General features: G+C 59.9%; 4 protein-coding genes. 2 read left to right on the forward strand and 2 right to left on the reverse strand.

All coding sequences use genetic code 11. The features are described 5' to 3' along the window. The first annotated feature begins 1 nt into the window (after position 1). Both AC1RL4_RS02315 and AC1RL4_RS02320 read left to right on the forward strand, forming a co-directional pair. The gene (locus AC1RL4_RS02315) at positions 2 to 1,381 is read left to right on the forward strand and encodes a TolC family outer membrane protein (RefSeq protein ID WP_026331615.1); all 1,380 of its coding nucleotides are present in this window, start codon (positions 2 to 4) and stop codon (positions 1,379 to 1,381) included. 470 nt (positions 1,382 to 1,851) lie between these two features. Further along, positions 1,852 to 2,571, forward strand: coding sequence for a response regulator transcription factor (locus AC1RL4_RS02320; protein WP_096480330.1), 720 nt, complete (start codon positions 1,852 to 1,854; stop codon positions 2,569 to 2,571). 284 nt (positions 2,572 to 2,855) lie between these two features. Here AC1RL4_RS02320 and AC1RL4_RS02325 read toward each other — a convergent pair whose 3' ends face one another. Together AC1RL4_RS02325 and AC1RL4_RS02330 are read right to left on the reverse strand one after the other, a co-directional pair. After that, positions 2,856 to 7,244, reverse strand: coding sequence for a T1SS-143 repeat domain-containing protein (locus tag AC1RL4_RS02325; RefSeq protein ID WP_230172232.1), 4,389 nt, complete (start codon positions 7,242 to 7,244; stop codon positions 2,856 to 2,858). Positions 7,245 to 7,532: 288 nt separating this feature from the next. Beyond that, the gene (locus AC1RL4_RS02330; protein ID WP_493119016.1) at positions 7,533 to 13,562 is read right to left on the reverse strand and encodes a DUF5801 repeats-in-toxin domain-containing protein; all 6,030 of its coding nucleotides are present in this window, start codon (positions 13,560 to 13,562) and stop codon (positions 7,533 to 7,535) included. Positions 13,563 to 13,844 lie beyond the last annotated feature (282 nt).

Consider the following 13,844-nt stretch of genomic DNA (forward strand, 5'->3'; position numbering starts at 1 on the left):
CATGCGAGCGTCGACAGTTCTGCTGGGCGGGGCGTTCATGTTTGCCGCGGGTCCCGTTCTGGCGCAAACCACTGAAGCAAAGCCGACCGGGGTCAGTGCCTCGACGTATTCCACCGACCTCATGCAGTTATATCGCGAAGCCCGGTTGGAAGATCCGAAGGTATTGGCCTCCTTTGCGCGAGCGAAGGCGGGCCAGGAACATCAGCGCGAGGCCCTGGGTTCGCTGTTGCCACAGGTATCGCTCAACGCCGGGCAGAACCGGATTCATCAGGAGAACGACCTGGTGCAGCGCAGTTACGATAGCGAAATCTACAGCCTGGTGCTGCGTCAGTACCTCTACAACAAGGCCGCGTGGGAGAACTACCAAAAATTCAAAAGCCTGGCCAAGCAATCAGAATCGGAAGCGCTGGAAACCCAAGCCGAGGCCACAGTGGAATTGGCGCAGCGTTACTTCGCCGCGTTGGCGGCCGAGGATGAGCTGGAGTTGGTGAAGGCGGAGCGTCAAACCACGCAAAAGAGTCTGGACAGAGTCAATGCGTTGTACGAAAAGCAGCTGGCAATGATTACCGATCAGCTCGACCTCAAGGCCCGGGTGGATTTGCTGGCGGCGCAGGAACTGGATGCACGGAACCAGGCCAGTATCACGCGCGAAGCACTGGCGGAGATCGTCGGCCGGCCGGTCAAGGAGAAGCTCAACCGGATTCGCGATGACGTGCAGCTACAGGTGTCGGCACAGAGTCTTGATTCGTGGGTCCGCGAGGGTATAGAGCAAAACCCGGCGCTCAAGGCCAACCAAAGCGGTGTCGAAGCAGCAGGCGCTGCGTTGCGCAGCGGCAAGGGCGGGCACTATCCAACCGTGAGCCTTACGCTGAGCGCGCAGCAGACCAACGAGGGCTACAACAACTCCCTGGCGCCCCGTACCGACAGTTATGTCGCCGGTATTGGCGTGCAAGTGCCGATATACAGCGGTGGTTCAACCTCGGCGCGGGTGCGTGGGCTCTATCAGGATCAGATTGTGGCAGAGCAGCAACTGGAATCGGTCCAGCGCCAGGTGGTCAAGGAGATCACCACCGCCTATCTGACTGCCAACTCGAGTGCAGAAAAAATCAGTGCGAGCCGGCATGCCTTGGCCTCGGCACAGCTGTCCAGAGTGGCGGCAGAGAAAGGACTCAGTTACGGAATGGTCAATGCCGTCGATGTACTGACCAGCGTACGCAACGAATTCCGGGCTCGTCGAGATCTGCTCAAGACGCAATACGACTTCGTCACCAATGTCTTCACGCTCAATCGCTGGGCGGGAAAACCGCCTGTCGAGGGTGTCGAAAACGTTAATGCCTGGTTGGGCCCGGGCAGCTCCAGCCAAAGCCTCACATCCCCCTGATCCTGCCAGCAATACCGATCTTGTATTCCGGCCTGACTGGACGCTGCCAGGCTGGTTTTTCAATGCGTGCTCGACAGATTTCGACGATAAATTGACGCCATTATTACTTCTGTACTTGTTCGTGCGCCATTCGTCGGTTAATTGACGATTTGGTCGGGGTCAGACTTTGGTTTCGAGCCGCCAAGTTCGAAGCTATTACATTGATTTTAAAGAGTTTTATATCTATTTTGAGCGTCTCCCGTGCTATCCGTATAAGGCTTGAGTCGACGACTGGCAGATGGGCGGGCCGGCAGCGTGCTGTGCTGGCCTAGACTCAGTTGAGCGGCTGGCAGTAGCACATCATCATGCGCAAGCCATTGATGATTATTCCTATTTATGTCGTTTCGATGGCTTTGCCCGGCGAGTTGCTGATCCAGAAAGGCCAGCGGGTGTAAGGCCATAGTCCATCTTTCAAGGGAGTCAGGAAAGTAATGACGGCCCAAAGAAATCCAATACGCGTGATGCTGATCGATTGTCGTCCCCTCGTGCTCATGGGTCTTCAAGACGTGATCAATGCCCGAAAGCCTCAGATGGAAGTGAGCGGCCAGGCCACCACCTATACCAACGCGCTGGACCTTGCCGATCAGTTGCATCCCGATGTCATTTTTTTCAGTTTCTTTCCGGATGCGCTGAACCCGCTGTCGGTCATCACCGGACTCGCCCGTAGCGCCGAAATGAAAGTGCTGGTGCTCAAGGGCCTGTACGAAACCGTCCCCGTTGCCCAGGCGATAGAAGCGGGCGCACGCGGCATCGTGCTGGCGGAAGACCCGACGGAATCGATCATTCGCGCCATCATCCAGGTCCACCATCGCGACATCGGACAGAATAGGTCTTGGGCCGTTGGGCTTTCGGGTTATGCCGCGACCGGGCATATGCCCTTGAAACGCAATTCGGAGCAGGCGAAACAGGCGCAACTGACACTGCGCGAGAGGGAACTGATTTGCGCCATCGTGGGGGATCCGTCCGCCAAATACATGTGCATCGCCGGGCGCCTGGGCATCAGTGAACACACTGTGCATAACCACCTCAGCAACATCTATCAAAAGCTTCATCTCGTTAATCGCATCGACTTGCTGATGTACGCGCAGAAGCATGGGCTCACCAACAACAACGAAGACCCGCCCGAGTCCACTCGGGCACAATCGGACTGACGGGTGCGCGCCACGGTGTGGCGCAGGCAGGGGACAAACGGGCTCCTGTACCCCCTCCAATCCCGTCAATAGCTTCTACCCAACCCCCAAATACCCCTGGACCCATCGTTTTGCTGTGCAGCAGCGTCAGAGGCTGTTTGCGGCGTTGGCGTGCGTGGTGTCAAAGACTTTGCACCCCTTGAACCCGGGAAGCTCGTCTGGCCTCGTTGGCTCAGGAACGAAGCGACCCAAATGAAAACGGCCTGGCCCCTTTCGGGAGCCAGGCCGTTTGCCCTCAGTGATGTTCAGACAATGTCAGTGCTTGCGATGTGGGTCACACCGACCAACTCGATGATGGTGGTAATACCATTGCCATCGGCATCAAATGCCAGGTAGCCGTCGCCTCCAACGACGCCGAAGTAGTATTTCGTCGTGCCGTCCAGCGCGGTATCGGCGGCGGCGGTGAACGCCGCCAGGTTGGTGGCTGGTGCCGGCACTTCGGTAAAGTTCGTCACCGAACCCGCCACTGTGAAGTCCAGCTTGTCAGTGCCAGTGGCAAAGCCGCCATCGACGACAGTCAAGACCGTGGAGAGCAGCCCGTCGACGTCGGTGTCGGCGATCACAAACGTGTTCACCCCCGTTGAGGCCGTCACGCGGTTGTCGCCAACAATCGTCACGTCCAGGGTTTGCGTGGCCGTTGTGTCAGCGTCGGCATCCGTCAGCGCCACATCGAAGGTCAGGTGGGCGTCCGGTGTAGTCGTGGACACGAAGCCGATGTTGACGATCTTGATGGGTTCGTTATTGCCCTCAGTCGTGTCGCCGCCGAAAGCTGTCAGGCTGGAACTGAGCGTTGCGCCCTCAATCCCCGGAGTCGCGGGATTGTCGATGGCCCCATTGAGCTGGTACCCGTTTCCGCTTGTGTTTTGGGTCGATGTCACCACTTGCGCGCCCTGGATCGAGTAGTGTTCTGTGCCGAAGTTGTAGTCATTGCTCTCGAAGACCACGATGCCGTTCTGTGCCTTGGCCACGAAGCCGTAGGCGGGCACACTGTCATTGAGAACGTCGTCGTTACCGACGGAGTTCCCAACAATGAAGGTCCGATTGATGGTTGCCCCGGAAACATCATCAACCAGCTTCAATACCACCACCATGTCTTTGCCGGCGCCAATACCGGCTTGTGTGAACTCGATAAAGATTGCCTTGCTCGTGGCCCTGTCCAGGAGAGAATCGGTGTGCCCTTTCGGATTTGCCTTGTAAAAGTCCAGATCAATCACCTCGTCCGATTGGAGTGTGTCGCTGGCAGCGCCAATCGAATCCGATGAGACCGTGACATACCGTCGATCATTCGAGAACAAGCCTGTGCCGGAGTCATAAGCGAAGGTTTGCGGCGTCCCATTATTCACGCCAAATCCTTCGAACTGCACAAAGAAGTTGCTGGCAAGCGTCATCACCGAGACTGGCGGATTCGATCCAACGGTCGTGTCTGAGTTAAGCGCATAGCCCTGCAGGGGGTTTCCAGGCGTCGAGGTGTTCAGGATGCTGAAGCTCTGAATCTCCTGATCCAGTTTCAAGGTATAGGTGTCAGCCACCTTGTCAAAGATCAGCGTGCCGGTGGCGTTGCTGGTCGCTCCCTGCGCCGGATTGTTGGACACGTAGGTGAAGCCCACGTTGAACGTCGCCTGGCTATCAGTCTCCGAGACCCAACTCACCGATTTGTTGGTGATGGCGTTCGTACCGACCGTGACGCCCGTGAGGGCCACGGACAGGAAGTCGGAGTTCGAAGCGCTGTAAGGTGTCGCGTGGGTGTCCGCGCCAATCGAGTAACCGAAGACACCCGTTCCACCGTGATCCGTCACAAGCGACCCGTTGCTGCTGTTCGCATAGATCAGGTTCGACTTGGCCGTCACGATTGGCGTGTCGTCGTCGACGGTAATGACCAGTTTCTCGGCTGCGGCCGTCACCGTGTCGCCATCGTAGTCGGTGGCTTGCAGCAGCGTGCCCAGGTTGATGGTGATATCGTTCTCATCGTTGCCAGCCGCGTGATCCAGCTGCTTGAGCAGCGTGAAGGTGTAGGCACCCGCTGCGGTGAGGCTGAACGTGAACACGTCGGCACCGGCTACGCCGGCCTTGGCGGTGAGCGTGTCGCCTGCGACGCTGTACACCAGCGCCACCCCGCCCGAGCTCAGCGCCGACAAGCCGCTGGTGACACTCGACAAGGCATAGGTCAGCGGCGTATCGGCGCCGGACTGGAAGATGCCGGTCACGCTGCCGGTGGCCGTGGTCGCCTCGCCAGCCACGTCGCCCGTACCACCGGGAATGCCATTGGTCAGGCCGTCCTCGTCGACGGTTCCCGTCACGGCGGTCCCGGTCGCCGTTGGCGTGTCGTCGTCGACGGTGATGACCAGTTTCTCGGCCGCGGCCGTCACCGTGTCACCGTCCTTGTCGGTGGCTTGCAGCAGCGAGCCCAGGTTGATGGTGATGTCGTTCTCGTTGTTGCCTGCCGCGTGATCCAGCGGCTTGAGCAGCGTAAAGGTGTAGGCACCCGCTGCGGTGAGGCTGAAGGTGAATACGTCGGTCGCGCCGGCCGTGGCGGTGAGCGTGTTACCCAAGACGCTGTATACCAGCGCCACCCCGCCAGAGCTCAGCGCCGGCAAGCCGCTGGTGTCACTCGACAAGGCATAGGTCAGCGGCGTATCGGCGCCGGACTGGAAGATACCGGTCACGCTGCCGGTGGCCGTGGTCGCCTCGCCAGCCACGTCGCCCACACCACCGGCAATGCCATTGGTCAGGCCGTCCTCGTCGACGGTTCCCGTCACGGCGGTCCCGGTCGCCGTCGGCGTATCGTCGTCGACGGTGATGACCAGTTTCTCGGCCGCGGCCGTCACCGTGTCACCGTCCTTGTCGGTGGCTTTCAGCAGTGAACCCAGGTTGATGGTGATGTCGTTCTCGTCGTTGCCTGCCGCGTGATCCAGCGGCTTGAGCAGGGTAAAGGTGTAGGCGCCCGCTGCGGTGAGGCTGAAGGTGAATACGTCGGTCGTACCGGCCTTGGCGGTGAGCGTGTTACCCAAGACGCTGTACACCAGCGCCACTCCACCCGAGCTCAGCGCCGCCAAGCCGCTGGTGTCACTCGACAAGGCGTAGGTCAGCGGCGTGTCGACGCCGGACTGGAAGATGCCGGTCACGCTGCCGGTGGCCGTGGTCGCCTCGCCAGTCACGTCGCCCACACCACCGGCAATGCCATTGGTCAGGCCGTCCTCGTCGACGGTTCCCGTTACAGCGGTCCCGGCTGCCGCCGGTCCGTCGTCTTCGAAGATCATCTGGGAGCCGACTTCGGCTTTCGTAATAGAGGCTTGGAGCAGGTGAAGGCCGTCGATATCAAAATCGGCGTGGGTATTGCCCTTGGCGTCGAGGGCCGCCCCGTTCTCGATGAGCACTCGGTTGTGATCCAGCGTTGTGGTGTATTCAATCTGATAGCCGGCTTTAATGCCGGTGAGGGTTGCAACCCCGGCCGCAAAGCTGATGGTAATGGCCGGATCATTCTCCGGTCCGTTTGAATTCTCGATCACTTGCCCGGTGCTGAGGTTGATGACGCGAACACTGACGATGTCAACCTTCGTATCATTCGCATATCCGTCGATGAATTGCGTGCCAGATTCAACGGCAGTGCTGAATGCGCTGATTTTTACGACAGCACTCTTGCCGCTTTGCAACTGCACGACGTCGAAACTGACCGTCTTCACATTGACGACGCCGGTAAAATCGATGTTGGACTCAAGATCGGCTTCATTCTGATCCAGGTTGGGAATGGTCACATTCTGCCTGGCACCCGAGACGAACGAAAAACGAATGCCTTCCTGTTCCGTAATCATCTGGTTGTTGGTGCCGAAGGTGGTCGGCCCGCCCGCCTGGCTGGTATTGATCGTGTCGCCAGTCGTTATATTGATGTCGTCGGCCGTGCTATTGGGGTCAACCCCGGACTGATTCGCCGGTAGCTTGCCAGTGGCAATGACGGCGGGATCCGTGATCCGCACGACACCATTGACCGTTTCAGTTGCCGGGGTCGCTGTCGTGAACATCAGAAAGAGGTTCTGACCGGAAGGAGCATTCTGGAGGCTGAACTCCAGGTTCTGACTGGCTCCGATGAAAACCACACCCGACAGATCGACCGGATCATCGGGGTCCGTAGCGTCTGGATTGCTGAGCGGTTGGTACTCCACGGTCCAGATCTTGCCGCCCGTGACTGGCGATCCGGTTTCTTCAATATAGGCAGCGAACACGATCGCGCCACCTGCCCCAGCTCGGCCCACAAGGATATTGTTGTTCACCGTATCGGTATAGAGAAGGATGCTGGTGCCATCGAGGGTATCCAGTCCGCTGTCCACGCCATTGAGTGGCGCGCCATTGCTGCCAACGAAGCTGACATCGGTAGCGCTTGTCGCGCCGCTGATGGTGAACGCATCACTGCCGGTGTTGCCCACGGCACCGGTATAACCACTCAAGGCCGCATCCATTGCGGTACCTACCCCTAGGGCGGTCAAACGAGTAGAGAAGGCCGAGGGCAGGGGTGTCGCCGTGTCGTTGTCGTTAGCGTCTTCCGCAGGGCTTGACGTGGCGGTGGCGTTCTGCAACCCGGTCGTTTCGTCCAGCGTAACGTCCACGCCGGTGGACACGACGCTCAGAGTGCTAATAGTCATGACTTTTCCTGTGCAGTTGCGGTCATCGAGGCCTGACCGTTGGACCGTTGATCTTCGCGCAACTATGGCAAGGCGCCGGGGTACTGCGCATCGACCGATACTCCCAGACGGGCTGGGAGTTTCAGACTACTTGGGAGGGGGAAACGGGATGAGGACGCGAAGGCGCGGCGCCGCCTATTCCGTTTGGGGCATGCCGCCTGCGATTCGTGCGAATTTCATATCAGAACTGCAAAAGACAATGTGAGGGTGGTTTTCACCACCCTCGCATTGTTTTACATGCGCGCTGCCTCAGGCGCTGCCATGGACAATGTCGGTATTCAGAACATCAACCCCGACCAAGGTGATGGTCGTGATTTGTCCTCCCGTTTCGGCAACCGTCACGATGCTGTCTGCGCCGCTGTTGTCGATCGACTGGACAACGGCGTTCTGGTCGCCGTTGAGCACCAGCGTGTCGCGCAGTCCTGCGCTCGCATCGAAGCCGGTGACCTGATACTTGTTCTGGGTGAATGACAAATCGACGTTGAAGGCATCCCGCTCACCGGTCGTGCCCACCAGTGTGAAGTCGAAGGTGGTGCCCAAGTCGTTGGCGAACAGGTTGGCGTCGAACGTACTCGTCGCCGAGTCCCCATCCTTGTCCGTCAGCGTCGCGTTGAACGCCAGCTTGACATCGCTGGCCAGGCTCTCGGTCTCATGAGTGAACTCGATCGTCGGGATCTTGATCTCGCCTCGACCCATCGTGAGCTGAACCGCGTCGATCAGCTTCGTGCCCTGCTGCTCAATGAGGAAGGACACCTGTCCACCGGCCTCCGGCGTCAGGGTGTTCACCTCGGTGAGGTTCGAGAACGTGCCATCGTCATAGTAGGCCCTGTAGTACAGGTCCTCGGTCGCCGTGTTGTACCCCCCCACGGAGTTGTCGATGAAGACCTTCACGCTCGTCAGCAGGCTTTCCGGGTTGATCACGAAGCTTTCATCGGCATTGCTGATGGCCGCCAGGTTGTCTCCCTGGAACAGGTTATTGGCGATACCGATGCCCGCCGTGCTGACGTTCATGGCCGCCGGGTCGATGTACGACGGCAGCGGGTTGGTCTGTAGCTGGGCTTCGGTGGGGTCGGGGGCTCCAAGCCCGATACCGGTCAGGATGTCCGCAGTCGACGCCGTTGCCTTCGCGGAAAAGAACACAATCTCCTCAGATGGCGAAGGAATAGTCGGCGGATTCTGCGGCGGGATTAACAAGGTGCGCACCGGATCCGGGCCGCCGGCACTGAGCGAGCCGTCGGCACTACTGAGCACGATCTGCGAACTGAAGCCTTGCACCAGGTCCAGTGCATAGGTGCCATTGGCAAAGGCGGTCAGCGTGTAGTCAACGGTGGTATTCGCGGTGGCGGCGTTGTTGTCGAAATCGCCGGTCAGAGTCCCTGCGAAGTGGAACGCGCCATTGACGTCCGGTGAGGGCGATTGCTCGGTGAGCGTGCCGGTTCCGGTCGTGGTCGTGTTGTCTGGCCTGACGAGGGTGAATTGGTTATTCACCAACGAAATATCCAGACCTGTTGCACCCAGTCCGTCGGCTCCGGCCGAGTGATCCCAGTACCCTTGTTGTGGAAGGATGCTACCGGTGCCGATCAGGTTGCCAAAGGCGAGTGTAGGGCCGTCGTCCTGGAACACCAGGTTTTGTCCGATGTTCAGGGTGGCATGGGCACTGTCGCCGTCCTTGTCGGTGATGGTTGCGGTCAGGGTCACCAGATTGTCCGAGCTCAGACTCGTCGAATCATTCGGATTGGTTGGGTCGGGATGCACCACGGCCCGTTGCTGGTCGAGGGTGACATCGCCATTAGCCGCCACGCTGACGGTGAACACCAGCAGGTTGGTGATGGCCGTGCGGCCTTCGACCACGCTGCCGTTGAGCGACAGGTTGACCGCCTCACCGGTGGCCGTATCGGTCAGTCCGGAGCCTCCGGCCACCACGCCCAGCGCATAGGTCAGCGTACCGGCACCGTCGGCGCCAAACGCCGAGGTGAAGTTCGCCGCGAAGTTCTGGGTGTCGTCGGTCGTCAGTACCGTTTCGTCAACCGTCAGGGTTGGCTCCGTGCCGGTAGTGCTGATGCTTGGCCCGTCATCCTTGAACACCAGGTTTTGGCCGATGTTCAGCGTGGCATGGGCACTGTCGCCGTCCTTGTCGGTGATGGTGGCGGTCAGGGTCACCAGATTATCCGAGGTCAGCGTCTTCGAATCATCCGGATTGGTTGGGTCTGGATGCACTATGGCGCGGAGCTGATCGAGGGTGACGTCACCATTTGCGGCGACGCTGACGGTGAATACCAGATCGTTGCTAATCGCCGTGCGGCCTTCCACGACTGTACCGTTAAGCGACAAATTCACCGCTTGGCCGGTAGCGGTATCGGTCAGCCCGGAGCCGCCCGCGACCACGCCCAGTGCATAGGTCAGCGTGCCCGCACCATCAGCGCCAAACGCCGAGCTGAAGTTGGCGGTAAAGCTCTGGGTATCGTTGGTCGCCAGTACCGTTTCGTCGACCGTCAGGACTGGCTCCGTGCCGGTGGTGCTGATGCTTGGCCCGTCATCCTTGAACACCAGGTTTTGGCCGATGTTCAGCGTGGCATGGGCGCTGTCGCCGTCCTTGTCGGTGATGGTGGCAGTCAGGGTCACCAGATTGTCCGAGGTCAGACTCGTCGAATCATCCGGATTGGTTGGGTCTGGATGCACCACCGCCCGTTGCTGGTCGAGGGTGACGTCGCCATTAGCCGCCACGCTGACGGTGAACACCAGCAGGTTGGTGGTGGCCGTTCGGCCTTCGACCACGGTGCCGTTGAGTGACAGGTTGACGGCCTCACCAGTGGCCGTATCCGTCAGTCCGGAGCCGCCCGCGACCACGCCCAACGCATAGGTCAACGTACCCGCACCGTCAGCGCCAAACGCCGAGCTGAAGTTGGCGGTAAAGCTCTGGGTGTCGTTGGTGGCCAGCACCGTTTCATCGACCGTCAGGATTGGTTCCGTGCCGGTGGTGCTGATGCTTGGCCCGTCGTCCTTGAACACCAGGTTTTGCCCGATGTTCAGCGTGGCATGGGCACTGTCGCCATCCTTGTCGGTGATGGTGGCGGTCAGCGTCACCAGATCGTCCGAGGTCAGACTGGTCGAATCGTCCGGATTGGTCGCGTCGGGATGCACCACGGCCCGTTGCTGGTCGAGAGTGACGTCACCATTGGCGGCGACACTGACGGTGAACACCAGCAGGTTGGTGGTGGCCGTGCGGCCTTCGACCACGGTGCCGTTGAGTGACAGGTTGACCGCCTCACCGGTGGCGGTATCCGTCAGCCCCGACGGGCCGGCAGTCACGCCCAACGCATAGGTCAGCGTACCCGCACCATCAGCGCCAAACGCCGAGCTGAAGTTAGCCGCGAAGTTCTGGGTGGCGTCGGTGGTCAGTACCGTTTCATCGACCGTCAGGACTGGTTCCGTGCCAGTGGTGCTGATGCTCGGTCCGTCGTCCTTGAACACCAGGTTCTGTCCAATATTCAGCGTGGCATGGGCGCTGTCGCCATCCTTGTCGGTGATGGTGGCCGTCAGGGTCACCAGGTTGTCCGAGGTCAGACTCGTCGAATCATCGGGATTGGTTGGGTCGGGATGCACCACGGCCCGTTGCTGGTCGAGAGTGACGTCTCCATTAGCCGCCACGCTGACGGTGAACACCAGCAGGTTGGTGGTGGCGGTGCGGCCTTCGACCACAGTGCCGTTGAGTGACAGGTTGACGGCTTCACCGGTGGCCGTATCGGTCAGTCCGGAGGCACCCGCTACCACGCCCAGCGCATAGGTCAGCGTGCCCGCACCGTCGGCGCCAAACGCCGAGCTGAAGTTCGCCGCGAAGCTCTGGGTAGCGTCGGTGGTCAGTACCGTTTCGTCGACTGTCAGGACTGGCTCCGTGCCGGTGGTGCTGATGCTCGGTCCGTCATCCTTGAACACCAGGTTTTGCCCGATATTGAGGGTGGCATGGGCACTGTCGCCGTCCTTGTCGGTGATGGTGGCGGTCAGGGTCACCAGGTTGTCTGAGGTCAGACTGGTCGAATCATCGGGATTGGTTGGGTCGGGATGCACCACCGCCCGTTGCTGGTCGAGAGTGACGTCACCGTTGGCGGCGACACTGACGGTGAACACCAGCAGGTTGGTGGTGGCGGTGCGGCCTTCGACCACGGCACCGTTGAGCGACAGGTTGACTGCCTCACCGGTGGCCGTGTCGGTTAGCCCGGAGGCACCCGCGACCACGCCCAGCGCATAGGTCAGCGTGCCCGCGCCATCGGCGCCAAACGCCGAGGTGAAGTTAGCCGCGAAGTTCTGGGTGGCGTCGGTCGTCAGTACCGTTTCATCGACCGTCAGGACTGGCTCCGTGCCGGAGGTGCTGATGCTCGGTCCGTCATCCTTGAACACCAGGTTCTGCCCGATGTTCAGGGTCGCATGAGCGCTGTCGCCGTCCTTGTCGGTGATGGTGGCGGTCAGGGTCACCAGAGTGTCCGAAGTCAGACTCGTTGAATCATCGGGGTTGGTGGCGTCGGGATGTACCACCGCCCGTTGCTGGTCGAGGGTGACGTCGCCATTAGCCGCCACGCTGACGGTGAACACCAACAGGTTGGTGGTGGCCGTTCGGCCTTCGACCACGGTGCCATTGAGCGACAGGTTGACGGCCTCACCAGTGGCCGTATCGGTCAGCCCGGAGCCGCCCGCGACCACGCCCAGCGCATAGGTCAACGTACCCGCACCATCGGCGCCAAACGCCGAGCTGAAGTTGGCGGCAAAGTTCTGGGTGGCGTCGGTGGTCAGCACCGTTTCGTCGACTGTCAGCGTTGGCTCCGTGCCGGTCGCACTGACGCTCGGCCCGTCGTCTTCGAAGATCATCTTGGAGCCGATTTCGGCGGTGGAGGTGGAGGCTTGGCGCAGCGAGAAGCCGCCGATATCAAAGTCGGCGTGGTTATCTCCCCTGGCGTCTAGGGCCGCGCCGTTCTCGATGAGCACGCGGTTGTGATCTGAGGTTGTGGTGTATTCAATCTGGTAGCCGGCTTTAATGCCGGTGAGTGTTGCAACCCCACCCGTAAAGCTGATGGTGATGGTCGGATCATTCACCGAGCCGTCGGAGTTTTCGATTACCAGCCCGGTGCTATTGTTGATGACTTGAACATTGGTGATGGCAACCGGCGTGTCATTCGCATAGCCGTTGACGAAATTCGCGCCAGGTTCAGCAGCGGTGCTGAATGCGCTGATTTTTACCACCGCACTCTTACCGCTTTGCAACTGTACGACGTCGAAATTGGCCGATGTCGAATTGTAGACGCCGGTAAAGTCGATGTTGGACTCAACATCGGCTTCGGTCTGACTAAGGTTGGGAACGGTCACATCCTGCCGGGCACCGGTGACGAACGAAAAGCGGATGCCTTCCTGTTCCACAATCATCTGGTTGTTGGTGCCTATGGTGGTCGGCCCACCGCCCTGGCTGGTATTGATCGTGTCGCCGGTGTTTATGTTGGCGCCACTTGACTGGTCTGCAGGGTCCTTACCGGTGGCGATGATGGTGGGATCGGTGATCCGCACAACACCATTGACGGTTTCAGTTGTCGGGTTCGCTTTCGTGAACATCAGGAAGAGGTTCTGACCCGAGGGCGCACCGGCCAGGCTGAATCCCAGGTCCTGAGTGACTCCGACGAACACCTTATCCTGCAGATTAAGCGAATCATCGGGATTCGTCGCATCGGGATGCTTGAGCGGTTGGTACTCCACGGTCCAGATCTTGCCGCCCGTGACCGGCGATCCGGTTTCTTCGATATAGCCAGCGAACACGATCGCGCCGGCTGGGCCACCGGCTCGGCCCACAACGATATTGTTGTTGTTCGTATCGGTATAGAGAAGGATGCTGGTGCCATCGAGGGTATCCAGTCCACTGTCCACGCCGTCGAGCGGTGCGCCAGCGCTGTCGACGAATCTGATGTCGGTAATGCCGGACGCGTCGGTGAGGGTGAACGCATTGCTGCCGGTGTCGCCCGCGGCACCGGTATAGCCACTCAAGGCCGCACCTGTTGCGGTACCTGCACCCAGTGCGGTCAAACGGGTAGAGAAGGCCGAAGGTAGAGAGGCCAGCAGAATGTCGTTGTCGTCAGCGTCTCCCGCGGGGGTTGGCGTGGCGGTGAGGTTCTGCAACCCGGCCGTTTCATCCAGCGTAACGTTTGCACCGGGCGTAACGCTCAGAGCGTTGGCCGTAATCGACGTTAAGTTGAGAGAGGTCGGATCGCTCGTTAGCGATGAATTTTGCTCGCGAATAGTCATGACGTTCTCCTGAGCAATTACGGTCATCGAGGCCTGACCATTGACCTCTACAACTATGACTAAGCGCTGGAGATTGAACATTGGCCGATACTCCCAAACGGGGTGGGAGTTTCGGCCTATATGGGAGGGGGAACGGAGTGAGGACGCTAAAAAGCGGCACCACATATTCCGTTTATGTATGAGGATATGACGCCGGGGCTCAAGGTTGTCCGGTCTTTACCCGCCCGTATGTCGAGCTGAATTTGAGTCAACTCGGGCGGCCGGATTTGGGAACCCCCCAAG

The sequence above is a fragment of the Pseudomonas sp. GW822-FHT07A10 genome (assembly GCF_058798795.1).